Source organism: Lysinibacillus sp. NPDC097214 (assembly GCF_050277945.1).
Classification (GTDB): Bacteria; Bacillota; Bacilli; order Bacillales_A; family Planococcaceae; genus Lysinibacillus; species Lysinibacillus xylanilyticus_B.
Genome location: NZ_JBNNSS010000002.1, coordinates 507,641 through 532,930 on the forward strand (window position 1 = coordinate 507,641; position 25,290 = coordinate 532,930).

Below are 25,290 nucleotides of genomic sequence, written 5' to 3' on the forward strand. Positions count from 1 at the left end.
CTTTTTTGTGAATATCTTGGTGTTTAATTTTTATTCAGCCCCTTTTATATCTAATATCGGTTCTGGTTGTTCGACGATGTCATCCTCTTCTGGAACAACCGTTGGAGTAGGCATTTGTTGCTGCCCAAATAGTTCATCCAAATTGTGACCGGCTGTAATTCCTAAATATTTTGCATCATTTGGATCTTCTAGCTCGGCTTGAGGGTATTTTTTGAACCACCAATACTTCGCTAGTACATAATATACAAATGCCCCTACAAAGAACCCAACTAATGAAGAATAAGTGGAGAATATATTTGCTACTGCACCACCGATAATCCAAGCGATTAAACCAGCTAAGTTAAAGCCATTCCAATATTTAAATTGACCATCTAATTCATACAGTGCTTTTACATGCACGCGGCGCTTACGTATTAAATAATAATCTGCATATAAAATACCAACGATGGCCGTTAGAATTCCTCCGATTATTAAAAGTGCATTGACTAACACATCAAATAGACTCCATGGCTGTGCTAGAATACCAATGATTCCTGCAATAACAACCCCAACCCAAAACGGCACTTTTGGACCACCAATGTTTGAGAAGATTGTTGCCGCTGGGATAACATTTGCAGAGGTGTTAGTTGACCATTGAGCTAACACAATCATTAACAGTAAAATGCCTAAAATAAAGCCACTTGCACTTTGCTGTAATGCATTAATAGGATCAGCTGAGGCAACAGCCATATAGCAAACAGCACCGATTGTCACAATGAACGTATTTGTAATCGGCATGACGATTAAGGAACCAACCAGCTGTGTTTTATTGCGTTTGAACCAGTTGCGTTCATTTTTAGGTGCTTTAAAGAAGCGTGAAAGTGAAGGCATGTCGGCTGCTAGCGTCGACCAAAAGCCCATATTTGCCATAATCACTACCATAAATGCAGTGAATGCCGTGAACCCCGTTGTTGGCGCTTCCACCCACGTCCAAATATCTTTCCCTTGAGCTACTGCATTATCTGCCAGTGTATAATACATCCAGCAAGAAATTAAAATAATGACTGGCGCCGCCAAATCTGCAAAGCGTTCAATAGATTTAATACCTAGTGATGTATTAAATAGCTGAAGTGCTGCAAAGACCAGGAAACAAATAAACCAATTATCATAATTAAAAAGTAAATTTAAAATACCGTTTATAGCTAATGCACCGAAATAAGTGTTTAAACCGAACCAACATGCAGCCGTTACACCGCGGACAAGTGATGGAATATGTGTACCAAATGTACCGAACGGAGCACGCATATATACTGGGAATGATAAACCATGTTCAATGCCTATATCACCAATTAACGTCATAAATACACCAATTAGACAAGAGCCAATCAACGTTGCTAAAATCACCATCGGCAATGGCAAGTTTATGATTGCCGAGCCACCAATTGCAAAAGCCGCTAATACAATTGCCATCCCTATCCAAATTACTGCAAAACCAAATGTTCCAATATTTCTTTGCTGATGTGTCACTGGAAGTAAATCTGGGGATTTTAAATAATTCCCTTCACGTTCCATATAATCTCTCCTTCTTAAATTAAATTTCCGTGACAACTTACATGGGGTTATTCCTTCCTTCAACTATTTCTAAAGGAAGCTGGAATTTCAGTTTATCTTCATTCGGCAAAGTACACCCACCTTAGAAGGTAGTGAGAATGAATACATCTATGGTTTCATTTAGTTAGTGTCCCAGCACATACGAATGAAGATTAAGTCTCCGAACGCATTGTTTATCTGTAGCAAAAGCAAAGCAACAGCTACAATCGTTTTCTGTTGCGAAAGTAAAACGACAGCTACAAATGTTTTATGCTGCGAAAGCAAAGCGACAGCTACAAATGTTTTATGCTGCAAAAGCAAAGCGACAGCTACAAATGTTTTATGCTGCAAAAGCAAAGCGACAGCTACAATTACGCCAAGGCCAAATTGATTTTAGAAATTTACTTAGATAGACTACTAATCAGAGATTGACGTTCATTCCAAGTCATAGGTGGAACTGTAGATGGACGTTCAACCATTGTAATCGCACCATCTGCAGGACAAACAATTGAGCATAAATTACAGCCTACACAGTCCTCTTCTCGAACTTTCAGCATTGGGCGACCGTTTTCTGTATATAAATCGATACATTGATGCGATGTATCCTCACATGCAATATGGCACTTGTTACAGTTAATGCAAACATCGTTATTAATTTCAGCAACGATTTTATAATTTAAATCTAAGTCGCCCCAATTAGAATATCTGGAAACTGAGCGACCTACTAAATCCATAACAGAGGCAATCCCTTTATCATCTAAATAGTTATTGAGTCCATCAATCATATCCTCAACAATACTAAAGCCGTGATGCATCGCTGCAGTACAAACTTGTACGCCCGTAGCCCCCATTAATATAAACTCGGCGGCATCTTGCCAGTTGGAAATACCACCAATGCCCGAGATTGGAACATTGATTAATGGATTACGGGCACACTCTGCAACCATATTGAGTGCAATTGGTTTAACGGCGGGACCACAATAGCCACCATGCGCACCCTTTCCTGCTACATGAGGCACTGTATTCCATGTATCTAAATCAACACCCGCCAAGCTGTTAATCGTATTAATCATACTAACGGCATCTGCTCCACCTCTTGTGGCTGCTTCTGCCGTTACCGTAATGTCGGTAATGTTTGGCGTTAGCTTCACAATTACTGGTGTTTTCGCTGCCTCTTTCACCCAGTACGTTTGCTTTTCCACCAATTCAGGTACTTGACCAGAGGCAGAGCCCATTCCTCGTTCTGCCATCCCATGCGGGCAACCAAAGTTAAGCTCAAGACCGTCAACCCCAACATCTTCGACTCGTTTAACAATCTCATGCCACTTTTCTTGCTTTGGCTCCACCATTAAAGAAGCGATAATTGCGTGATGTGGAAAGCGTTTTTTCGTTTCATAAATTTCTTGTAAATTTACCTCTAATGGACGATCCGTAATCAGTTCAATATTATTGAAGCCTGCTACTCTTTGTCCGTTAAAGCTAACAGCTGCAAAGCGTGAAGAAACGTTTAGTATCGGATCCCCCAACGTTTTCCAAACAGCACCACCCCACCCCGCTTCAAATGCGCGTTGTACTTGATAGCCTGAATTTGTTGGTGGTGCTGATGCAAGCCAAAATGGATTCGGCGATTTGATGCCCGCTAAGTCAATACGTAAGTCTGCCATTAGTAGTTCCTCCTTTATGCAATCTCACTTGGATTTCATCAATTATGCCTCGGCATAATTGTGTCTGGAATCGGCTTTGTGCTAGCACAAAGCACTCCTTTCCGATTCCGTGACATCCGCCGGAGGCTTTAACTTCTTTCAGCGGGTGTTTGGACACCTACTGAAAAATAGCTTAAATCTTCATTCATCTCACCAACTATGGATGTGGGAGACTTCCGCTGAAAGAAGTTAAACGTTCATGGATCTTGTATGCTGCGTCTTTTCCTTGCTGTACAGCTGTTACAACCATCGCCTCGCCCTGGCCATTTCCGAAGACGACATCTCCACATGCAAATACTTTGTGATTCGAAGTTTGCATTGTCGATTCATCAATATCGACAACGCCATTCGTATGCTGTAAGCCAAAAGCTTCAATCAATGACACAAAACGTGTTTGCCCAATTGCCTTAATAACAGTATCCACTTCAATAATAAAATTGGAGCCCTCCACCTCTTCAGGTCTTTGTCGACCATCAGCACCCGCTTCACCGAGCTTCATTTTCACACATTCAATACCTACGACCTCACCTGACTCATTACCAACAATTTTTTTCGGTGCCGTTAGCCACTTAAACTCCACACCATCCTGCTTGGCAAATTCATATTCAAATTTGTACGCAGTCATTTCTTTTTGTGTTCTTCTATAAAGAATTTGAACATTGTCAGCACCTAAACGGACAGCACATGTAGCACCGTCAATCGCGGTATTTCCAGCACCAATGACAGCCACTCGCTTCCCAACAATATCTTTTGAAAGCGGTCCCATTTTTGTCTTTCTGACAAACTCTATCGCATCATGCACACCAGCTAAATCTTCTCCCTCAATGCCCAGATTTGGCACAGCACCCATACCAACTGCTAAAATAACACTGTCATATTGCTTCATAATTTCTTCAGCAGAAATATCCACACCAACAGTTGTGTTTGTTTTGATTTCAACACCAAGCTTTTCGATTTGTTCAACTTCCCAATCAACAACTTCATTTGGTAAACGGAACGACACAATGCCATAGCTCCCTAAGCCACCAGCTTTCGACTCAGCTTCAAAAATAGTGACCTGATAACCAAATCGACTAAGTTCACGAGCGGCCGATAAACCAGCGGGACCCGCACCAATAATCGCTACCTTCTGCCCATTACTTTGCCCTTGCTTAAATAGCTGAGCATTCGTTTCCATTGCCCAATCTGTTGCATAGCGCTGTAGCTCACCGATTTTAATTGGCTTTGTTGAGGAATTTAACACACACGCCCCTTCACATAGTTCCTCCGTTGGACAAACCCTTGCACAGCTCGCACCAATTGGATTTGCTTCTAATATAGTCGTAGCAGAGCCCTTCATATTACCAGAAGCAATTTTTTTTATGAAATTCGGGATTTGAATACTCGTTGGACAGGCTTTAATACATGGTGCATCGTAGCAATAAAGGCAGCGATTAGATTCCTCAATTGCCTCATTCTTTGTCATCCCGTTAGTCAATTCCATAAAATTACGTTTTAACTGTTGGGACATTGCATTTTCTTGATTCTGAGCCATTTCCACATCCCCCTCATGTGTTCATTTTTTTCTTCTTATCAATTACACCTTGGCGTAATCCATTGAAAAAGAGCTACATTCAACATTCATCTCACCATCAATAAAGGTAGATTGTCTTCTGTAGCTAAATGAAGATATTACGAGACCGATTGCTCTGTTCTCCACCAAAGCAATCGGTCATAAAGTGAAACTTTAATCAGTGGGGGTTTTCTTCATCCCCCTTAGGTAAACGATTCGGGCTTTTACGGGCAGTTTAACTCCCACCTTACTTCTTTGCTTTGGCTAAAAATTTTAATGCGGGATAAAGCTAAATATTAAGTGCTTCTGCAGCCGTTGATTTTAATGGACGTTTTATATATTGTCCACTACCTAGTACTCCAACAAATTCTTTATTTTTAATGACATATTCTCCACGCACTAGTACACTTACTGGTTCGCCTGTTACTTCCCATCCCTCATATGGGTTATAATCTACGTTCATATGATGGGTTTTAGCCGAGATTTCTCGTTTAACCTCTGGATCAAAAATAACGATATCGGCATCAGAACCAATTGCAATCGTTCCTTTTTGTGGGAACAAACCAAATATTTTTGCTGCACTTGTGGAAATCATATCGACGAACTCATTGATAGAAATTTTTCCTTTTGCTACACCTTCTGAATATAAAATACTGAAACGGTCTTCGATAAAAGGTCCACCGTTAGGAATTTTAGAAAAATCATTTAATCCTAACTGTTTTTTACCCTTGAAACTAAACGAGCACTGATCAGAGCCAATTGTTTGTAGTTGTTTTGCCTTCAGAGCATTCCATAAATGATCCTGATGGTATTTCGGGCGAAGTGGTGGGGACCAAACATATTTTGCCCCCTCAAAACCAGGTTGTGCTAAAGCAGATTGATCCAAAGTTAAATATGGTGGACATGTTTCACCATAAACGTTATAGCCTTTTTCACGTGCAGCAATGATCTCATCTACTGCCTCTTTACATGTTACATGCACTACATAAAGGGTAGCGCCAGCAATATGGGCTAACTCGATCGCACGTTTTGTCGCTTCGCCCTCTAATTCAGCTGGACGAGTGAGCGCATGATAAATCGGCTCCTTATGACCTGCACGTCGTGCCTCTTCTACAAGCTCATCAATAACAGAACCATTTTCACAGTGCACCATAACAACAGCACCGAGGTCTTTCGCTATTTTAAAAGCCTTAAAAAGGGTGCGATCGCTTGCTTGGAATTCTTTCGCATAGGCCATAAATACCTTTACAGAAGTAATGCCCTCTTGCTCTAAGATTTGCGGCAATTCCGCTTCTGTTTCAGGAGTTAAATCACCAATCATTAAGTGGAATCCATAGTCGATAGCTGATTTCCCCTTTGCCTTGTCATGCCACTTTTCAACTGCAGCTGAAAGTTTTTCTTCGCCAGCCGTTAAGCAGAAGTCCAAAATAGTAGTAGTCCCACCAAAAGCCGCTGCAATCGTACCAGATTTCCAATCATCATCAGTCACAGTATTGTTAAATGGCATATCTAAATGAGTATGCGGATCAATCCCACCTGGCATCACGATCTTACCAGTAGCATTAATAATTTCTGCGCCTGCGTCGGATAAATCTCTACCTATTTGAACAATTTTTCCGTTTTCAATTAAGATATCTGCCTCAAAAACATCTGCAGCTGTTGCTACTCGTCCACCTTTAATAATTTTTTTCATTCTGCCCCTCACCCTTCGTAAAATAATGGAGAATGCTCAATTATGACAATGTTAGGAAAGACAATTCATAAAACCCACGTTAATGTAATGTGAAAGTCTCCCCCATACTGAACTTTGTTTGCAGCGTCAATACTGTTTCAAGTAATACATCTGCTCCTTTCGCACAATCCTCAAATGTTGTTTCCTCTTCCTCACAATGACTCTTACCATGAATACTAGGTACGAAAATCATCGCTGACGGAACAATACTTGCCATATATTGCGCATCATGTCCCGCCCCGCTAAACATTCGATGAGCAGTATAGCCGAAGCTCTGACAAGCCTTTGCCACTTCATTACAAATATGAGTATCAAAATAAACTGTATCTCTCCCCCATAGCTTAACCGCCTTAATGTTACAGCCCATATCCTCTGTAGGAAGATGATTCAGTATTTCCTCAACTTTTTGCATGATCTCTGGTTTTTGATGACGTGAATCGATCGTAAACGTCACATTGTTCGGTATAACGGTATGGATATTTGGAGATACATTCATTCGGCCAAAGGTAAATACTAACTGCTCATCAATTTTTCCGAGCTCTTCATGTAAATACGTAATGATTTTTGACGTTACGATCATCGGATCTTGACGCATTGTCATCGGCGTCGTTCCAGCATGATTGGACTGCCCTGTAACCTTAATTTCATAGCAAACCATCCCTAATACACCTTCAACAACTCCTATTTCCAGTTGCTTTGCCTCTAGAACAGGTCCTTGCTCGATATGCAATTCGATATAAGCAAGAGCTTCCTTTAAACGATTTTCTTGATCGCCCTCATACCCACTCGCTTGAAGCGCTTCTTTGAAACTAGTGCCATTTTTGTCGACAGATTGCAGCATTTTTTCTTTTTCAAATTTAGCTGAAATGACACCAGAGCTCATCATTGCCGGATCAAAACGAGCACCTTCTTCATTCGTAAAATTAACAATCATGATAGGGATATCTAGCTCAATCTCGTTTTCCTTTAATGTCCTAATGGCTTCTAGGGCTGTTAAAACGCCTAGTACACCATCAAATTTTCCACCCTTTTCAACGGAATCTAAATGTGACCCCATCACAATTGGAGGGACATCCTTCTTCCCAGGGAGAATAGCATAAATATTACCCATATCATCGACTTTGATGTCCATTCCTAATTCATCACAACACTCACAAAAATAGTTTCTTGCTAATACATCTTCATCCGAAAGAGACAAACGAGTTACGCCACCATTTTCGGTAGCTCCAAATTGACTAAATTGTTCAATTAACTCTTGCAATCGTCTACTATTACACTTATACATATGCAATTCCTCTCTTTCACAGTAGTTATACACATTCTATAAAAGATAAAAATTATGAGATATAGCTAGCACACTAAAAAAATATGTGCATCTGCACATAATATATGGTAAGTTATGTTCATAATAAGGGGGGGGAAAATGGGGACAATTCGCAAAATTGTAGAGGGAGTTCAATTCCCAATGCTAACATTAGTAGCTGGACATAACGGAACGTATCGAAGAGTTACAGGGATTAACGTAGTTGAAAGCATCGATTTAATTATGTTTTGTAGACCTAATGAATTAGTCGTGACTACAGGTATTAATTTATCTTCTGGAGATTCCTTAGAGCAGCTTGTAAAACTAGCTTTCGCTAAAAAGGTAGCAGGTTTTATTATTAATACTGGTCCATATATTCCAAACATACCAGAATCAGTAACCTCTTTTGCCAACGAACATGATTTCCCTATTTTTCACATGCCATGGAATTATCGGATAGCCGATCTATTAAAAACAACATTTCAATTTATCGCTAATCACCATCAAGAGCTGTCCATCGAAGAAAAGGTTCTTTATAACTTACTTTTTCACTACAAACAAAACGCCCACTATATTAAGGATCAATTAGCACTACTAGGATTTCCACTAGGTAGGGAGCTAGCCATCATTTCATGTACAACAAATAGTGTACAAACTAATATTGACCGTTACGAAGTCATGATCCAATTTGCATTTCAAAATAGATATAAACGCTTCTTAAAACTAAAGCATAAAAATCACCTCATCTTTTTAATCGACAAAGCACAAATCAATACACCTAATACTCCCTTCTCAAAAATTGTTGAAGAAATTTACGACAAAATTACACAAAAAAATGGTTACTTAGATATTATCATTGGTAAAGGAAATTATCATAAAGAGCTTGAAAATGTTCGCAAAAGCTATGATGAGTCATTAACAGTAATCCAATTAGCAAAGCTTCATAACAACCGCTTCCTATACAAATATAAAGAAATTGGTGCCTATAAAATTATTATGGCTGTGCAAAATCAAACTTTGATCAAATCATATAGCCAAGACATCTTAGGTCAACTTTATCGCTATGATGAATTGCATAACACAGATTATGTACAATTTTTACGCATTTTTCTTGAGGAGAATGGTAGTACTCGCAGGATTAGTGAACGTCAATTTATTCATCGCAACACAGTACTTTATAAAATAAAAAAAATAGAGACACTTTTAGATATGGACTTAAGTAACCCATTTACAAAAACAAATCTCTATATCGCATTTTTGATTGAAGACGTATTGGCACACCAATAAATTGTTTTATCACCATAAAACTTTCGTTTTGAGCGTTTTCTAGAGCTGGTCTATCCGAAATCCAAGTCGGAATTACATGTTCCAATTCTTGTTTTATAAATCTGCCTAATCCTTCGCCTTTCTATGTAATATCAGCTCATGTAAGAGCTTCTAGTAAATATCCGCTTCGTTATCTTAGGGCGAATCCCTTGTATCTTTGCGAGTTTTCCTTATTTTTCTTAGCCACGAACAAAAAAACCGACAAACATTTGTTCGTCGGTTTTTTTGTGGTACTATCATTTAGCTTGGAGTTATTTTCTGTTCTTGTGTTTATTTTTGATATGTGAATCCTTTTTTTCTTCTTTTAGCACATTCGTCGTCTTTAATGCAGTAAAATCTGCTTCATCACCAACTTCCATGCCATAGCTTGGATTTCTGTCTATGCGCGTATGAGGATCAAGGTCTTCATCCTCATCAAATCGCATAATCAGAATCGGTATAGATATTAGCCCTGCTAAGCCGATAAAAGCATAAATCCATCGTGACAATACTGCTGTTTGTCCACCGAATAAATAGGCAACTAAATCAATTCTAAAGAATCCTATAAGTCCCCAGTTGATGGCTCCAATGATGACTAACACTAAAGCGATTCTATAAACTACGCTCACGTTTACACCTCCTTTATTTGTAAATACGAAGCCTGTTTACACTTGAAGTTTATTCTTCACATGTATAAAAGCATCGACATTGCAAAAAAACTGTCATAAAAAACAAGAAAATCACAAATACTTATTGTAATTAAATCGCTCATTTTGACGGTCTTATTTTTAGCAATAACCGTTGTTTTATACAAAATGCATAGCAGGCAATAAACAAAGAGAATGTTAGTAAATCGCAGATAATAAATCGCTTTTTAATGGCTTAGCACTCTAACGTGAAGACCCTTTTTTCGATTTCCTTTAAATCATGGATTTTTCATGCTGAAGTAGCCATTCCTTTCTCCACATGCCGCCTGCACACCCAAGAGAAGTGGCAATCCCCCAGCTGGTTGTACCAATTGCTTTAAAGCCCGCTTTTTCTATAGTTAACGCAGATAATAAATCCCACACATTACCTATAAATAATAGCTCTTCAGCTGAATGTAGTTCCTGAATTTTTAACATCATGATGCCTCCATATTGTTTATTAGCCATCATATTATCAGGTAATAGATATTCATTTAGTCCTCATTCTTGCTCTTATGGTCTTTGATAATCGAAGGAATCCTAACCAATCTATCTTCTTTTCATACTAATTATTGTAACTTTTTATTTTAATCTTTTATTTAGCACTCAAATCCTAAATAAAGAATAAAGTGTGATATATTTACATAACACTCTAATTTTACAGCACCTTATTTAACCTTTCATCAGCATACTTCCTAATGACTGAAGAAAAGGGATTGAGATAGGAGAAAGATTGAATGATGAAAAATAAAATTATGAAAACCAACCTGTTATTTTATTTTTTTTTCGTACTTATATTTACTTTTACACAATTCAGCTTACAATGTCATGCTGAAGAACTATCAGAACCTATTATATTAGGAAAGCATTATGATATTTTTCGTGACCCTTCAAAAAAAATTACAATAGAAGATTTATTAAGTGGTACATATGACAAATCATTTGTCGCTAGTAAAGACAATTATGTATTCTTTTGGCATACGAATGATACAATTTGGCTACGATTGGATACTGATAAAATATTAAAAGATAAACAGGAGTCTTACTGGTTAGAGGTAACAGACAAACTAGATAACATTGAAATGTATTTAGTGAAAGAAGATGGCTCCTATCGTGTTCAAAAAAGAGGAATTTCAAATGTGGACGATCAAAACATTCATTATCGCTCGAATTTATTTCAAATCCAAGAACCATCCGTCAAAGAAGTTTATCTAAAATTAGACGGGGAATTACCATTAAATTCAATTTCTTATCTTTATACTACGGATAGCTTCATTAATAAGATTATTGACTATAAACATTTAACAGGAATGTTTTATGGATTCTTATTAGCTTTATTAATTTACAATTTATTTTTATTCTTTTCGTTAAAAGATAAGGCTTACTTTTACTATGTTTTGTATATGTTTAGTTTTATCCTCTATCAAGCTACATTGAATTCTTTAGATATTGAGCTAGTAGGACAATTTTTGCCTAAATGGTTTTTTTTAAAATCTTCCGCAATTAGTGGGAATCTTTTACTTTTGTTTATGATTCTATTTTGCAAAGAGTTTCTTGAACTAAAAAAATATTTGCCTCGATGCCACAAAATCGGAAATCTACTATTATGGATCACTATACTTTCTTTAATTTCTTCATTCATTATCCCTGATGTGGAAATTGCAAATAATGTCACAATTTTTTTGGCTGTAGTTGTTTTTATTTTCCTTTGGTTATCGGGAATATTTGTGTTGTTAAAAGGTCAGAAAATGGCTAGATTTTATATGGTAGGTTGGACTGTTTTGCTTGGTTCCATCATTGTACAAGCATTGGCTTTTTTAAGTATAATTCCATTCCATCCAGTTATATTTGAGGAAGTTCCAGCAGTTGGTGCTATTTTTGAATCTATATTTTTGTCATTAGCATTAGGCGATAAAATCAATATTATTAAAAAAGAGCATCAGGAAATACAACAAACACTAAATGAAACACTCGAATATAAAGTTAAAGAACGAACACAAGAGCTAGAAAGAGCTAAACTTGAGCTTGAAAAATTAGCAAATACCGATCGACTTACTCAAGTTCCAAATCGTGTAAGGTTAGATTATGTGTTAGAAGAAGCATTTGAACATGCTCAATATCATGAGACTACGTTTTCTATTATTCTACTAGATATTGATTATTTTAAGGAAGTCAATGATGAGTTCGGTCATCAAGTAGGAGACTTAGTTTTAATGAACGTAGCAGAGATATTGAAAAATACGATTCGAGAGCAAGATACAGTTGGAAGATGGGGTGGTGAGGAATTTTTAGTTATTTGCCCTCAAACTACACTAATTGATGCTGTTAAGATTTCTGAAAAACTTCGTCAACAACTAGAAAATTATCAATTCCCTATTGTGCAGCGAAAAACTAGTAGCTTCGGTGTAACTAGCTATGTAAATGGTGATACACGAAATACATTATTATCAAGATGTGATAAAGCATTATATCAAGCAAAAGAACGAGGTAGAAACTGTGTTGAATTTTTAATAGATGATGTCAATGACACGATTTCTTGTACGTAATAGACCACTCATTATGAGTGGTCTATTTATTGACCTATTCAACTAAAGAACTTCACTACATTGAAAAGAATCTTTACCTCGCACATAAATTGGTCCAGATGCTAATTGAAGAGTATATGTAAAAAGGAGGCAATTTACGGAACAATCCAAAATCGTCCTTTGCAAATATCCCCAACCTGTGTCTTAGTCTAAGCCACTTCATTGATTGAACATAGCCTATACTATATCAATTGAAGGGAGTTATAAAAATGGTAAATCCAATGCGTTTTGACGGAGGCCGATTTTTCCCAGGTATGGGCCCATTCGGGAGACCCTTTTTCCCAGGTAGAGGCCCATTCTTCCCAGGAAGACCCTTTTTCCCTGTTAGCCCATTTTTCCCAGTATTTAACCCATTCTTCCCAGTTAGCCCATTCTTCCCAGTTGGGAGACCCTTCTTCCCCGGCTTTGGACCTCGTTTCCGTAGATGGTAGGAATTCTTTTTTGAACTACCTACTGAAAAGTAGCTAAAATCCGCCTATAGAGGTGGAATAGTTCTGTACCCATCGCTACTCTTCTGCTACAAAAACATTTGCCGAAGGAAAGCAACTAGCCCCCGCAATCGTCGAGGGCTTTTTTGCGAGTGAATTTAATGCTATGCTTGCAGACTTTTTTGCTAGGGATCTCTGTTTTCGTTCTGTTTTTTTCATTCAGGTTTAAGCCCTACTAAAAAAACCCTTTTAGCAAGACTGCTAAAAGGGTTTCCCATTATTTCTGCCAATTATTAAGTTCCTTTAACAACTCAGGTAGCTGCAATTTTTTCACATCAATCGGTGGTAACGCCTTAACAAATTCCTTGCCGTACGACTTTGTTGAAATACGACGGTCTAAAACTATAAAGGCTCCTTTATCCTGTGATGAGCGGATTAAACGACCAAAGCCCTGTTTAAAACGCATGATGGCTTCTGGTAGTGATAGCTCATTGAAAGAATTGCGACCTTGTGCGGTAATATGTTTTGCTCGCGCTTTAAATACAGGCTCTTCCGGTGAAGAGAACGGCAGGCGTACAACGATAACCGATGCAAGAGCGTCACCCGGAACGTCTACACCTTCCCAGAAGCTGTTTGTACCAAAAAGAACGGCATTGCTAAACTTTTGGAATGATTTCAGAATTCGCATACGGCTACCACCTGTGACTCCTTGTGCAAAGAGCATATAGTCATCAAGGAGTTCACTATCTTGAATAAGCTCCACTGTTTTTCGAAGCATGTCCTGCGCGGTAAATAGGACAAAGCAACGTCCTTCAGTCATTCGCACGGTACGTGTAATCGCATGGGCGACCGCTTCAATATATTCATCCTGAGACACATGTTGAATTTCAGGCATATCCGTGACAATAAATGCCTTCGCACCTGAATAATAGGATGATGGCGCTTGGAGCTTTATTACTTGCACACTATCAGAAATACCAAGTTGACTCGTCACAAAACGCTCATTACCTGGTACCGTTAAAGTACCTGAAGTCCATACGATACTTGCCTGCTTACGAAGCGGTGTAAGTACTTTTTCAATGATAGGAGTGACATTAACAGGCTTTTTATAGACGTGTAAGCTTCCAGGAACGCTCCTTAAATCAAATTCTAGCCATACTGAATTAGCATCCTGTGGCGATAGGAAAATTTCCTCCCATTCCGCGATTTTTACTTTTAATTCACGGATCCAATAATGCCACTCAGATAAAATAAAGAGCTCATTTTTATCTAATTGCTCAATATTATTTTCAAAAGCCTGCCCTACTTCTGTCGCAAGATCAAGCCACTGCTGTGTGAGCTTACTCACTTGTAGAAGCGGTTCTTTTGCTAGCGATACATCTTCTAAAAATAAAGTGCATTTACTACTAGCTTGCTTCCCTTTTATTTGTTGCTGCATTTTTTGTACAGCCCGTTGCATAGTTTCATCGAATGTCCGTTGTAGACGTATAAATTGTGCATCTAGTCGCTGTAAGCTTTGCATAGAAACACGGTGTTTTTTCTTAGCTGCCTGACTAAATTGCTGGAACAAAGCAGTTTCCTCCATCGTTCCGATTTGACCGAAAATGTACTTCCACTGCGTATAGGAGAAGACAATTTCATCCTGCTGCATAGCAGATTGTATAAATTGATGTGCTTCGTCAATGATCCATCCTTCAATTTGTGTAAAGATTGGTGTTTGACGGACTAAATCACTGAGTACCATAGAATGATTCGTTACAATACAATCGGCAAATTCGCTATTTTTTAACGCTTGCTCATAGAAATCAAAGCCCTTTGAAGGTTTTTCATCAGGCATTTTGCGGATTTTCTCTAAAAATAGTTGTCCGCCCCCAGATACATTGAGCTCACTTAGCACACCTGTTTCAGTTTTTGTCAGCCAGACAAGAATTTGCAAAATCGTAAATGTATCATCATAAGTTTCATCAGCATAGGCCATACATTGCTCAAAGCGTGCAACGTCAATATAATGCTGCATGCCCTTAAGAACAGCAATATTTACTTTAGTGCCAAGGATTTTTTCAATCTTTGGTAGCTCTTCCTCAACAAGTTGCTCCTGCAAGTGTGACGTATATGTGCTAATCGCGATTTTTTTATCGACTGCTCGAGCATACAAAATCGCAGGAAGTAGATAGCCTGCTGTTTTACCAATACCTGTTGAGGCCTCTATCACGCATTCCCTTTTGTCATTGAGCGCTTGCCAAATAGTGTCCATCATCTCGAATTGCGCAGGTCGTTGCTCAAAATTCGACATGGCTTTTGACATTAATGCTGTTTTGTCAGCTACTGTTTGTGGATATGATACAACCTCCGCATGATTTGTATATTTTTTTCGTCCATCACATATTGCCAAATTGCGGTAGTAGGAGACATTCTCATTAACAGTTACATGCTGTCGTTTAATTTGAAGAGCCTCGAAGAAAAGCTGGGATAAATTTGATTTCAATCTGAATGAACGTTTGTGCATTTGTTCAAGGGTTAGCTGCGGGAGACTGAGTAACTCCTTCCAGCACCGTTTAAAGAGCTCCGCTGTTGCACGGGCATCGTCATCTGCTCGGTGTGCATTTGCTAGCTCTATATTTAAATCAGCCGCTAAATCACCTAGCTTAAAGCCGAGTGACATTGGGAACAAAATTTTGGCAAGCTCAACCGTGTCCATCTTTTTACCCTGCCATTTTGATAAACCCGCACGCTTGAACTCTGCTTGTAAAAAGGATAAGTCAAAATCCGCATTATGCGCGACGAATACACAATCGGCAAGCAGTTCATATATGTAGTCGGCATGTGCCTCAAACGGCAAGGCATCCTTTACATCCTCATCCGTAATATGCGTTAAATCCTGAATGAAAGTTGGAATAGCTTTACCTGGATAAATAAACTTCGTATACGTTTGTTCAATTTCCCAATCTTTCATAATAACAATTGCTATTTGAATCATTCGGTCCCCATTTGCCGGTGAATGACCAGTCGTCTCTAAATCAACAATTGCATACTTTTGACTTTCCATCATACATCTCAACTCACAGTTCACATTAGATAGATGAATTTTATCACATTTTTGGCTCAACGGCATCCCTCTGCCATTGTTGATTATCAGCAAGAATCTCCAAATTAATATATTTGTAAAAATATGACCTATTTCCATTACGTGTGGTTGATTTCCGTTCCGGCTGGGCGCTTTCCTGGGGGCGTCCGATGAGCCGCTTGGGGCAACAAGATGTTGGTCACGAAGGCGTTATCACAGGACGTGATGGTTTTAGCCTTCGTTCCCCTATGTGCTCGCTCCAGGGTCTCGGGCCAACACGATGTTGGTCACGAAGGCGTTATCACAGGATGTGATGCTTTTAGCCTTCGTTCCTCTATCGCTGATCCCCAAGGAGTCGCCCAGCCTTCACTCCAATCAACTAATACATTGCATATGTTTTAAAAATGTCATCCACAACTTTTGATAATGAGCTAAAAACATATCTTTAACGCAATATTTTAGTTTGGAAAACTTTTAAATTCACTTAATGCTCATATGAAATCAATGAAACCTAGAATCAATAGTGTCCATCCTTCATTAATAGATTTTCATGACAAATTTCTGATATATCTTCTCTTTAACAATTTTTTGACATAATAAAAAGTGTACATCATTAAAATTTAATTTAATAATGTACACTTTCAAATTATGGTGAATTCAATCACCTTTAAAAAAATTGTCTTTAACGTTACAAATTAGTAGCCGCTTTTATAACATTACATCACCGTTGCCTCTGGCTCATAGGATATCATTTCTTTAATTGTATTACTCTCGCCCATAATGGCTACTGTTGGCTTATGATCTTTTGCCTCATCATTATCTACATACACGTAAGAAATAATAATCACAATATCTCCACGTTGCACCAGGCGTGCTGCGGCTCCGTTCACACAAATAACGCCTGATCCACGTTCCCCTGCAATAATATACGTTTCAAAGCGGGCGCCATTGTTGTTATTGACGATGTGCACCTTTTCGTTTGGTAGCATCCCTACTGCATCTAAAATATCCTCATCAATTGTAATAGAGCCTACATAGTTTAAATCTGCTTGTGTCACTGTAGCACGGTGAATTTTACTGTTCATCATCATTCGTAACATTTTACAATCCTTCTTTCACATTAAAGATACAATTATCAATTAAACGAGTTTTACCAATATAGACGGCTGCCGCTAAAAGCACTTGCTCAGTTTCAGCCAATGCGGGTGTTAAATCTGGATACGCTAACAGTTCAATATAGTCTATTTCGCCATGTGTACGTGCTGCAATGTGTGCCTTTGCTTTTGCAAGCGCGCCAGCTGCACCACCATTCGCTAGAAAGCTATCACGAGCTAGCTGTAGTGCTTCATTAATGGCGGGCGCCTCAAGACGCTCCGCTTCACTTAAATACACATTTCGAGAGGATTTCGCTAAACCGTCCTCCTCACGTACAATGGGTACTACTCGCATTTCTAAAGGGAAATTAAAATCGCGTACCATCGTCGCAATAATAGCAACCTGCTGTGCATCTTTTTGTCCGAAATAAGCTCGTGTCGGCTGTGCTAAATGAAATAATTTTGCTACGACCTGTAAAACGCCATCAAAATGTCCTGGACGGCTCGCACCGCAAAGAATTGTTGCCTGTTCACCCGCATGAATACGAATACCGCCATCATGTGGATACATGTCTTCAACACTCGGTGCGAAAACAATATCTACGCCGACAGACTCTGCCAAAGCAGTATCTCGTGGTAAATCACGCGGATAGCTTTCAAAGTCTTCATCTGGTCCAAATTGTGTTGGATTTACAAATATACTCATCACGACTAAATCATTTTCAGCGCGAGCTGTTTTTGCTAGCGTTAAATGGCCCTCATGTAAATAGCCCATCGTTGGAACGAGTCCAATTGTTTTTTGAGCTTGCTTAGCCGCTTGGATTTCTATGGTTAGTGCTTGGATAGTAGTTACGACTTTCATTACTTTACGCCCCCATATAGCTGATCCAATGCTTCTTCTTTCATCGTAAAGAAATGCTTCGGTGCAGGGAATGTACCTGCCTTTACCGCTTCTACGTAACTAGCAATTCCATGGCTTGCTTCTTGGCCCATGTTCGCAAACTGTTCCACAAATTTTGGTACATGATGTGAACCGTAGCTTAACATGTCATGATAAACTAAAACTTGTCCATCAGCCTCTACACCAGCTCCAATGCCAATCGTTGGAATAATCAGATCAGCAGATACCATCTCTGTTAGCTGATGAGGAATACATTCTAAGACCACTGCACATGCTCCAGCCTCTTGACATTTTTTTGCATCTTCAATGAGTTTCGTTGCCTGTTCAGCTGTTTTCCCCTGAACCTTGTAGCCTCCAAGCACGCCTGCTGATTGAGGTAGTAACCCTAAATGAGCAACCACTGGAATGCCAGCTGACGTTAATTTATGAATGGCTGGTAGAACATCTCCTGCACCCTCTAGCTTTAGTGCATCTGCGCCTGTTTCTTGCATCATCGATACTGCCGTTTTCAACGTCTCGTGTACATCACCATGGTACGAACCAAATGGCATATCTACAACAACAAACGTATCCTTTGCTCCACGGCGTACTGCTTTTGCATGATGTACCATATCTGCTACTGTTACTGGCATTGTTGAATCATAGCCTAGTACTACCATACCTAGTGAATCTCCAACTAGAATCATATCGACGCTTGCTTCCTCGGCAAATTTTGCAGCAGGATAATCATAGGCAGTAAGCATAACGATTTTCTCACCTGCTGCTTTCATCTTTAAAAAATCTGATGTTGTTTTCATCTTGTAGTCCTCCTTTTTTAAGGGAAGAAAACAGAAAAACCCCTCTGTTCCTAAAATGGACAGAAGGGTAGTGTCGTTCGTCATCAAAAATCACCTCTCGTTATTGATTAGAGGCATAACTTAATAAAGGGAGGTAATCCAATGAATTGCCCATTCCATTAAATTAAGTTATATTTTTGAACGCTTGTTTTCTTCCGTCCCTGTCATTAAAAGATCAAGGCAGATATTTATTGTAAATAGTTCTTTCGGTTTTGAAGGTGCCGTTCACAAAAGGATACTGCCCTTCGCACATACTATAACAGATTCCCCTAGTAATCTTCAAATATTATTTTCTAATAATTACGATTGATAAATATCCCCAATTTCAAACCATGCGTTTCTGGAAGTTGGATTTTCGATAAACTTCAAACATTGTAAATAGAAACAGAGCAAATAAAAATGTGAATAAACCAGACGTTACATTTGTCACTGGTACAAAGACATCCCAAAATGAATTAATTAAAGCGTGGAAAATAATACAGAGAAAAATACTTTTAGTGGATAAATAAATGATTGTCAGTAAGAAGGATAACGCTAATGCAGTTAGAGAAAACCATAGAAAGTTCATGTTCATTTGATTTGAGCCATTTACAAACCATAATGGCAGATGCCAAACTGCCCAAATAACGCCCACAATAATCGTGCTTGTGAAGGGAGACCATCTCTTTTGTAATGTGGGCTGTAAAAAACCACGCCAGCCGATTTCCTCCAACCCTCCACCAATAATCATAATCGGCAATTCCAGTAACGCTAAATATATTGGATTCTTCATAGTTGCTCCGCCCCATAGCGTTGGTAAAAAACAAGCCGCAAATGCCAATCCGATTGCAAATATGTACCAAGATACAGGATGCTTAGGATTTTTTACATTATGGATAAATGATTTGAACTCTTCTTTAGTTGAATGTTTCTTTTTCAGCCAAATCTCACATATTGCTGGAGTAATTCCGCCAATAATAAATAATAGCATTGCTATTACATTTCCAAACTTCAGCAAATTCAGCTGTGTTAATAAGGCTAAACTGCCCCATATTATCCAAGACGTAGCAAAGGTATAAAATAGAAATCTTCTTATCTCTAATCCCAACTTTAATCCTCCCCTTTTTTCGTACCCAATAGTAATAGTACAGAATTACAAAGTGTATTCATCAAACGAATTTCGTCTAACTCCACATGTTTACTTTGGAACATCCCGTAACATTTTTGCAAGACAACGTCTCTCACAATGCCATCAATGGATGTCATCATAAAAGTAGATAGATCCTCTATCGAAATTTCAAGCTGAAAACATCCAGAATAGATCCCCTTTTGGATTGAATGAAAAATTTGTTGCATCAAATATTGCCCACTTTCATTCTCCACAATATTTGATAAAATTTTCTTTTGTCTATCTGGATTGTTAGCACATAAAATCGTCAGCTCAAATTGGATTTTTCCAACTGTTGATACGTTTTCCTTCATGTACTCTCCAAGAAAATTAAATAATTTAATGATTGTTTTTGTAGGAGAATGACTCGTAACTGTAATTTCATCGATAATATGTTTATAGTCTGCATTAGCATTTACTTGATTAATAACATCAATAAGTATTTCATCTAAGTCTGAATAATAACGATAAATCCCACCCTGACTTACTCCTGACGTTTTAATAATATCCCTCATCGTAATGTCATAGAGCGGCTTCACTTTACATACTGCTGTGGCTGCCTCTAAAATGCTGTTTTTCTTTTCCTGTACATATTCACGGCTTACCTTTGGCATTATCTCTACCTCCAAACAATTAAAATGACACTAGTGTCATTTTAATTGTAATCAATATACCTTTTATTGTCAATTAAAAATGACACTGCAGTCACTTTTGTTTTTTACTTCTTGAACTTTTTAATAAAATTTGACAATTAATGTTATATGTAATATACTTCCACCATACTATACGACGTATAATATAAAACCTTGTATAGGTAAACTATTGTGAGGTGAGAAAAGATGACATTTCAGCTTGGCTCAGCTTTACTTGACGCTTGTGTATTAGCCATCGTCGATAAAGAAGATGCTTACGGCTACTCATTAACACAGCAAATACAATCTGTGATGGATATATCAGAATCTACGCTGTACCCAGTATTACGTCGTTTACAAAAAGCAAATTGCTTAACAACCTACGATCAGCCTTACCAAGGCAGGAATAGACGCTATTACCAAATTACTGATCAAGGTCGAATACGATTACTGGAGCTATTAAAAGAATGGCAAAAGTATAAAGAAATGGTCGATTGTGTACTTATAGGAGGGAAAAAGGATGAATAGAGCAAGCTATTTGAAAAAGCTAAGGGGGAAATTACAACGTCTTCCAGCGCATGAGATTGATGCTGCGCTTGCCTATTATGAGGAATATTTCGATGAAGCAGGAGAGGAAAATGAAAAGCGGGTCATTCAACAGCTAGGGTCCCCTTCTCATGTTGCATCACAAATAATGGCGGACTATGCATTAAAGGATTTAGAAGCTACCTCAACTTCGACTTCGACTAAGAAAAATATGTCTGCGATTTGGCTTATCATTCTAGCAATATTATCTGCCCCACTTTCATTACCGTTACTTGTTGTTGCTATAGCACTTATTTTTTCATTTGGAGCAGTTATATTCAGCGTTATCATTGCGATTATCGCAACTGTATTAAGTATCTTTTTCGGTGGGATCGTTGCACTTATTACAGGCTTCTTCATTTTAACTCAGCACTGGCCGACAGCGATACTCTTTATGGGTGTTGGCTTTATTGTAACAGGTCTCGGCATCCTGCTATTCCCAATTGTTGCTCGTTTGATCAAAACAATCGTTGTTGTTTGTGTCGAAGCATTAGGTAAACTATTCCATAAAATAACGAAGAAGCGGAAGGAGGAATACTAATGACGTCTCGACATACCCATATCGCCATTACTATGATTGCTTTCGGCATACTGTTAGCTCTCGTCGGTTATTTCTCTGGTGGAAAATGGAGTTTTATGTTAACTGATGAAGGCATTCAATTGCCAGAGAACAATACACTAGTAAACAATTCCTATAAACTAGATGATTTCACTAACATCAATGTTATCAATCACTATGGAGATGTTGAAATTGTTGCTAGTGATCGTTTTGCTTTAGAAACAAATGTTATTAAAGATGATGATGTGACGTACAGTTTGAAAGATCATACATTAACTGTTGAAACAAAGAGCAAGAAAAAGAATGGTTTACAATTCGGATTTGGTAGCTTCAGAACTCCTTCCATCAAAATCTATGTTCCTTCAGATGTAAAATTGAAAACCGTTGTCCTCGATAGTAATTTTGGGGATACAACCATTCGTGGTCTGAATTATCAGGAGTTTACTCTAATTGAAGACTTTGGAGACATACTATTTAAAGACACTACTGGTGATAAAACAGAGATTACACAATCTTTTGGTGATATGAAGCTACAACAATTTTCAAGTAATGGCTTCGTTGCCGAAAGTGAACATGGTGATATTAACATTGATGGAACATTAAATGGTTCATCCACTATTACGTCTAACTTCGGAGATACTACGCTTCACTTACAAAATAAAAAAGGTGAGCTTGGCTATGAATTACAAACAGATTTCGGGGATCTTACAGTTGATAAGAATGAACAAAATAACAAGGTATCGCAATCTTATAAAGGTGATAACCAGCTAAAAGTAACACTTTCTTATGGTGACTTACAATTAACGTTGAAATAAAGAAGGCTACAAAATTCATCCATTTATTAATCCATTATGCCTCGGCATAATTGCGTCCGGAATCGACTTTGTGCTTAGGCCTGCAGATGTTTTTTTGCGCGAAAGCGAAGCGGCAGCAACAAAAGATTTTGTCTGTGCGAAAGCGAAGCGGCAGCACAACACGATGTTGGTCACTCAGGCGATTTCACAGGATGTAAAGGTCTTAGCCTGAGTTCCTCTTTTTCAGCGGGTGTTTGGACACCCGCTGAAAAGTAGCTTAAATCCACATTCATCTCACCACCTATAGAGGTGGGTGACTTCTATACCTGTCGCTACGCTTTCGGTGCAAAAGACATTTGTAGCTGACGTTTCACTTTCGCTACGAAAACACTTGTAGCTGACGTTTCACTTTCGCTACGAAAACACTTGTAGCTGACGTTTCACTTTCGCTACGAAAACACTTGCTGAAAGAAGTTAACATACTACTCCACCACTTTCATACCTCCTAATAATAAATCCTAGTCCAGTAAATAATTTGTGGGTTTCATCTTTGGTATTATCAATTTGTACATATTCGCTTTTCATTTATTTCCTCTTCCTGAATATAAATGCTAATTTAACGATGTACATTTCGGCTTGAATAAAGATGTACAAAAATTTCTCTGCCATTTCATACTATTACTGAGGTGTTAGTATACATATTCTATTAGAGATTAGTATTGAACTCCCCCCACTTAGCCAAAGTTGAAATGAGGGATTCCTACGAACACCAGTGTATCCACTGGTTATTGAATAGGCTCAATTCGTAGTCCCAACGGTGAAAGCAAAAATATCTTGTACGTTGATGTGGATTCACTACACTTTCACTCAGGCGTTTTCACAGGATGTGAAGGTCTTAGCCTGAGTTGCTCTTTTTCAGCGGATGTTTAGACACCCGCTGAAAAGTAGCTTAATCCGCATTCATCCCTCCACCTTAGGGGTGGGAGACTTCTGTAACTGACGTTTCACTTTCGCTGCGAAAACATTTGTAGCTGACGTTTCACTTTCGCTACGAAAACATTTGTAGCTGACGTTTCACTTTCGCTACGAAAACATTTGCTGAAAGAAGTTAAAATGAAATTGAAAGTGAGGGGTTCATGATATGTCGCAAACCATCATTCCTAGAGCTGCTGTGCGCGGGACAGCTTTTGGCGTTATCTTCATGGCATTTTTCGGTACTCTGTGGGCAGGAATTGGAATTAAAGGATTGCAGGGCTGGGGATTTCTCTGGCTATTGATCTTATCCCTGTTGATTGGTATCGTACTGCTTGTTGGAGGAATCGTATTGATATTGAAATCAAAAAGATTATCAAACGAGATGGCGGAAGAGGATTCTCATCGTTGGAAACGAAAAAATATGTGGTTCGGTATTATTTTCGGTTTAGAAGGTGTGTTGATATACGCCGCCGCCGCAATTTGTGGATCTACCAATCACTTGGATTTGTTTGTTCCTGTTATGGCTCTTATTGTCGGTGCTCATTTCTTTCCCCTAGCGCACCTTTTCCAGGTCAATCTCTATTATTTTTCGGGTTCACTTCTTTGTCTGTTTTCGGCAATCACGCTGTTTACTTTACCTGTAAAAGTGACCTGGGGAAATCACCAAATTATGTTATGGTGGACATCTGTTGGTTTTAGCTCGGCTCTGATATTGTGGGGGACCGGAGTGGTAGTTTGGATTACAGGTCATAGTCTTCTGAACAGGGCTAAGAATGGATCCAAATAACCTTAGGCCTAAGGCTAGAACAGCATTCCTCTCTCCTTAATAGCGGCACAACATCCTTAAAGATTTCCTTCCTTGAACATTTCGTTTTCCAGTACCTAGAAGGTAGAATTTATACCCTTGTGATAATGCCTTTTAGTAAGAATTTTATATGATCACTCTCGCATTAGTAAGGATTTTCCATTCGTTATATGATAGTCCTACTCCTATGTAGTGGTAGGTGATTGTAATCATTTTTTGTAATTTAAGGAGGACTCCGAGGTGAATCGGGTCAGAAACGTCCGTAATCATTGGGGATAAAATGCGACTTTCGAGGTGATCAATATGAAAATTAGAAAAGCAAACATTCGAGATGCTCAAAGTATTGGAAAAGTACATGTTGATAGTTGGCAAACAACTTATCAAGGCATTTTGCCAGATGATTTTTTGAATAGGTTATCTTACGAGCAGCGAACAGAGCTATGGAAGAAGAATATTTCAGATGCTACGAATTATGTATTGGTGGCTGAAAATGAACAAGGAGAAATAATCGGCTTTGCAACTGGTGGCACACGAAAGACTAAATCTGTACCAAATTCAACTGATTTAACTTCTATCTATCTTTTAGAAGAATATCATGGAAAGGGAATCGGGAAACAACTACTCAAAGAAATATTCACCTATTTTAAACAAAAAGGATACGAAAAAGTATTTGTCGAAGTATTAGCAGAAAATAAAACACGTTATTTCTATGAATATTATGGTGCACAATATGTAAATAACATCGAAATTAAAATTGGTGGAAAAATAGTAGAAGAACTTATTTATGTATGGAATGATATAGATAAGTTAATAGAAAAAATAAAATAAAAGTTTTTTATTGGGGGCAAGTAATGAAAACTATAGCGGGAACAATCTCTTTATCGGTCTCTTTTTCATTATTCATTTATTTGTTCGGACTAAAAATGGAGCATTCAATTAAATATGACTCTGGGTTCTTTTTTCTTCCAATAATTTTACTAATACTTTCTCTGATCTTCTTTAGACAAGACTACAAACGAGAAAAAAATATACGGA

The 25,290-nt window shown here is 38.3% G+C and carries 21 protein-coding genes and 1 pseudogene; 9 read left to right on the forward strand and 13 right to left on the reverse strand.

What is annotated here, in order from left to right:
• Positions 1–30: 30 nt before the first annotated feature.
• Complete coding sequence (locus tag ACQKMI_RS06285; protein WP_427487790.1) at positions 31–1,551, reverse strand: NCS1 family transporter; 1,521 nt, start codon at positions 1,549–1,551, stop codon at positions 31–33.
• Positions 1,552–1,832: 281 nt separating this feature from the next.
• Here ACQKMI_RS06285 and ACQKMI_RS06290 point away from each other — a divergent pair, with 281 nt between their 5' ends.
• Positions 1,833–1,982, forward strand: a complete 150-nt coding sequence (locus tag ACQKMI_RS06290) for a hypothetical protein (RefSeq protein WP_427487791.1) — start codon at positions 1,833–1,835, stop codon at positions 1,980–1,982.
• On the opposite strand, the gene preA is transcribed toward ACQKMI_RS06290, so the two are convergent.
• The 4 genes from preA to ACQKMI_RS06310 form a co-directional block, all read right to left on the reverse strand.
• Positions 1,971–3,233, reverse strand: coding sequence for an NAD-dependent dihydropyrimidine dehydrogenase subunit PreA (gene preA / locus ACQKMI_RS06295; protein WP_427487792.1), 1,263 nt, complete (start codon positions 3,231–3,233; stop codon positions 1,971–1,973). The two genes, ACQKMI_RS06290 and preA, sit on opposite strands and share 12 nt — an antisense overlap.
• A 196-nt stretch (positions 3,234–3,429) precedes the next feature.
• Positions 3,430–4,806, reverse strand: a complete 1,377-nt coding sequence (locus tag ACQKMI_RS06300; protein ID WP_427487793.1) for an NAD(P)-dependent oxidoreductase — start codon at positions 4,804–4,806, stop codon at positions 3,430–3,432.
• Between the two features lie 307 nt (positions 4,807–5,113).
• Positions 5,114–6,517, reverse strand: coding sequence for a dihydropyrimidinase (hydA, locus tag ACQKMI_RS06305; RefSeq protein ID WP_427487794.1), 1,404 nt, complete (start codon positions 6,515–6,517; stop codon positions 5,114–5,116).
• Between the two features lie 79 nt (positions 6,518–6,596).
• Positions 6,597–7,841, reverse strand: a complete 1,245-nt coding sequence (locus ACQKMI_RS06310; RefSeq protein ID WP_427487795.1) for a Zn-dependent hydrolase — start codon at positions 7,839–7,841, stop codon at positions 6,597–6,599.
• Between the two features lie 138 nt (positions 7,842–7,979).
• On the opposite strand from ACQKMI_RS06310, the gene ACQKMI_RS06315 reads away from it, so the two are divergent.
• A complete protein-coding gene (locus tag ACQKMI_RS06315; RefSeq protein WP_427487796.1) occupies positions 7,980–9,146 on the forward strand; it encodes a PucR family transcriptional regulator in 1,167 nt (388 codons plus the stop codon).
• Between the two features lie 290 nt (positions 9,147–9,436).
• Here ACQKMI_RS06315 and ACQKMI_RS06320 read toward each other — a convergent pair whose 3' ends face one another.
• Together ACQKMI_RS06320 and ACQKMI_RS06325 are read right to left on the reverse strand one after the other, a co-directional pair.
• Positions 9,437–9,793 (reverse strand): DUF378 domain-containing protein, encoded by a 357-nt coding sequence (locus ACQKMI_RS06320; RefSeq protein WP_427487797.1) that lies wholly within the window; start codon positions 9,791–9,793, stop codon positions 9,437–9,439.
• Between the two features lie 339 nt (positions 9,794–10,132).
• Positions 10,133–10,288, reverse strand: a pseudogene (locus ACQKMI_RS06325) (isocitrate lyase/phosphoenolpyruvate mutase family protein); the annotation flags it as partial.
• 299 nt (positions 10,289–10,587) lie between these two features.
• Here ACQKMI_RS06325 and ACQKMI_RS06330 point away from each other — a divergent pair.
• Both ACQKMI_RS06330 and ACQKMI_RS06335 read left to right on the forward strand, forming a co-directional pair.
• Positions 10,588–12,396: a sensor domain-containing diguanylate cyclase gene (locus ACQKMI_RS06330; protein ID WP_427487798.1), complete on the forward strand. Its 1,809-nt coding sequence runs from the start codon at positions 10,588–10,590 to the stop codon at positions 12,394–12,396.
• Between the two features lie 248 nt (positions 12,397–12,644).
• Complete coding sequence (locus ACQKMI_RS06335) at positions 12,645–12,866, forward strand: hypothetical protein (protein ID WP_427487799.1); 222 nt, start codon at positions 12,645–12,647, stop codon at positions 12,864–12,866.
• Positions 12,867–13,140: 274 nt separating this feature from the next.
• On the opposite strand, the gene dinG is transcribed toward ACQKMI_RS06335, so the two are convergent.
• From dinG to ACQKMI_RS06365, 6 genes are all read right to left on the reverse strand, one after another.
• Positions 13,141–15,912: an ATP-dependent DNA helicase DinG gene (gene dinG / locus ACQKMI_RS06340; protein WP_427487978.1), complete on the reverse strand. Its 2,772-nt coding sequence runs from the start codon at positions 15,910–15,912 to the stop codon at positions 13,141–13,143.
• A gap of 731 nt (positions 15,913–16,643) precedes the next feature.
• Positions 16,644–17,027: an aspartate 1-decarboxylase gene (panD, locus tag ACQKMI_RS06345; RefSeq protein WP_427487800.1), complete on the reverse strand. Its 384-nt coding sequence runs from the start codon at positions 17,025–17,027 to the stop codon at positions 16,644–16,646.
• Between the two features lies 1 nt (position 17,028).
• Positions 17,029–17,883, reverse strand: a complete 855-nt coding sequence (gene panC, locus ACQKMI_RS06350) for a pantoate--beta-alanine ligase (protein ID WP_427487801.1) — start codon at positions 17,881–17,883, stop codon at positions 17,029–17,031.
• Positions 17,883–18,719, reverse strand: coding sequence for a 3-methyl-2-oxobutanoate hydroxymethyltransferase (gene panB / locus ACQKMI_RS06355; protein ID WP_427487802.1), 837 nt, complete (start codon positions 18,717–18,719; stop codon positions 17,883–17,885). Before panB ends, panC begins: the two co-directional genes overlap by 1 nt.
• A 364-nt stretch (positions 18,720–19,083) precedes the next feature.
• The gene (locus tag ACQKMI_RS06360; RefSeq protein ID WP_427487803.1) at positions 19,084–19,845 is read right to left on the reverse strand and encodes a CPBP family intramembrane glutamic endopeptidase; all 762 of its coding nucleotides are present in this window, start codon (positions 19,843–19,845) and stop codon (positions 19,084–19,086) included.
• A 2-nt stretch (positions 19,846–19,847) separates the two neighbouring features.
• Entirely contained in the window at positions 19,848–20,519 is a 672-nt protein-coding gene (locus tag ACQKMI_RS06365; RefSeq protein WP_427487804.1) for a TetR/AcrR family transcriptional regulator, read from the reverse strand.
• Between the two features lie 225 nt (positions 20,520–20,744).
• Here ACQKMI_RS06365 and ACQKMI_RS06370 point away from each other — a divergent pair, with 225 nt between their 5' ends.
• From ACQKMI_RS06370 to ACQKMI_RS06390, 5 genes are all read left to right on the forward strand, one after another.
• Positions 20,745–21,065: a PadR family transcriptional regulator gene (locus ACQKMI_RS06370; RefSeq protein ID WP_386846171.1), complete on the forward strand. Its 321-nt coding sequence runs from the start codon at positions 20,745–20,747 to the stop codon at positions 21,063–21,065.
• The gene (locus ACQKMI_RS06375; protein WP_427487805.1) at positions 21,058–21,663 is read left to right on the forward strand and encodes a DUF1700 domain-containing protein; all 606 of its coding nucleotides are present in this window, start codon (positions 21,058–21,060) and stop codon (positions 21,661–21,663) included. The genes ACQKMI_RS06370 and ACQKMI_RS06375 overlap by 8 nt, the downstream gene beginning before the upstream one ends.
• Entirely contained in the window at positions 21,663–22,496 is an 834-nt protein-coding gene (locus ACQKMI_RS06380; RefSeq protein ID WP_427487806.1) for a DUF4097 family beta strand repeat-containing protein, read from the forward strand. The genes ACQKMI_RS06375 and ACQKMI_RS06380 overlap by 1 nt, the downstream gene beginning before the upstream one ends.
• A 1,120-nt stretch (positions 22,497–23,616) precedes the next feature.
• Positions 23,617–24,237: a hypothetical protein gene (locus ACQKMI_RS06385; RefSeq protein WP_427487807.1), complete on the forward strand. Its 621-nt coding sequence runs from the start codon at positions 23,617–23,619 to the stop codon at positions 24,235–24,237.
• 321 nt (positions 24,238–24,558) lie between these two features.
• Positions 24,559–25,083 (forward strand): N-acetyltransferase family protein, encoded by a 525-nt coding sequence (locus ACQKMI_RS06390; protein ID WP_427487808.1) that lies wholly within the window; start codon positions 24,559–24,561, stop codon positions 25,081–25,083.
• The last annotated feature ends 207 nt before the right edge of the window (positions 25,084–25,290 follow it).

Excerpts from the sequence above, each read along its gene's own strand:
- ACQKMI_RS06285 (WP_427487790.1), bottom strand. The coding sequence starts at position 1,551 with ATGGAACGTGAAGGGAATTATTTAAAATCCCCAGATTTACTTCCAGTG.
- ACQKMI_RS06290 (WP_427487791.1), top strand. The coding sequence starts at position 1,833 with ATGTTTTATGCTGCGAAAGCAAAGCGACAGCTACAAATGTTTTATGCT.
- preA (WP_427487792.1), bottom strand. The coding sequence starts at position 3,233 with ATGGCAGACTTACGTATTGACTTAGCGGGCATCAAATCGCCGAATCCA.
- ACQKMI_RS06300 (WP_427487793.1), bottom strand. The coding sequence starts at position 4,806 with ATGGCTCAGAATCAAGAAAATGCAATGTCCCAACAGTTAAAACGTAAT.
- hydA (WP_427487794.1), bottom strand. The coding sequence starts at position 6,517 with ATGAAAAAAATTATTAAAGGTGGACGAGTAGCAACAGCTGCAGATGTT.
- ACQKMI_RS06310 (WP_427487795.1), bottom strand. The coding sequence starts at position 7,841 with ATGTATAAGTGTAATAGTAGACGATTGCAAGAGTTAATTGAACAATTT.
- ACQKMI_RS06315 (WP_427487796.1), top strand. The coding sequence starts at position 7,980 with ATGGGGACAATTCGCAAAATTGTAGAGGGAGTTCAATTCCCAATGCTA.
- ACQKMI_RS06330 (WP_427487798.1), top strand. The coding sequence starts at position 10,588 with ATGATGAAAAATAAAATTATGAAAACCAACCTGTTATTTTATTTTTTT.
- ACQKMI_RS06335 (WP_427487799.1), top strand. The coding sequence starts at position 12,645 with ATGGTAAATCCAATGCGTTTTGACGGAGGCCGATTTTTCCCAGGTATG.
- dinG (WP_427487978.1), bottom strand. The coding sequence starts at position 15,912 with ATGATGGAAAGTCAAAAGTATGCAATTGTTGATTTAGAGACGACTGGT.
- panD (WP_427487800.1), bottom strand. The coding sequence starts at position 17,027 with ATGTTACGAATGATGATGAACAGTAAAATTCACCGTGCTACAGTGACA.
- panC (WP_427487801.1), bottom strand. The coding sequence starts at position 17,883 with ATGAAAGTCGTAACTACTATCCAAGCACTAACCATAGAAATCCAAGCG.
- panB (WP_427487802.1), bottom strand. The coding sequence starts at position 18,719 with ATGAAAACAACATCAGATTTTTTAAAGATGAAAGCAGCAGGTGAGAAA.
- ACQKMI_RS06365 (WP_427487804.1), bottom strand. The coding sequence starts at position 20,519 with ATGCCAAAGGTAAGCCGTGAATATGTACAGGAAAAGAAAAACAGCATT.
- ACQKMI_RS06370 (WP_386846171.1), top strand. The coding sequence starts at position 20,745 with ATGACATTTCAGCTTGGCTCAGCTTTACTTGACGCTTGTGTATTAGCC.
- ACQKMI_RS06375 (WP_427487805.1), top strand. The coding sequence starts at position 21,058 with ATGAATAGAGCAAGCTATTTGAAAAAGCTAAGGGGGAAATTACAACGT.
- ACQKMI_RS06380 (WP_427487806.1), top strand. The coding sequence starts at position 21,663 with ATGACGTCTCGACATACCCATATCGCCATTACTATGATTGCTTTCGGC.
- ACQKMI_RS06385 (WP_427487807.1), top strand. The coding sequence starts at position 23,617 with ATGTCGCAAACCATCATTCCTAGAGCTGCTGTGCGCGGGACAGCTTTT.
- ACQKMI_RS06390 (WP_427487808.1), top strand. The coding sequence starts at position 24,559 with ATGAAAATTAGAAAAGCAAACATTCGAGATGCTCAAAGTATTGGAAAA.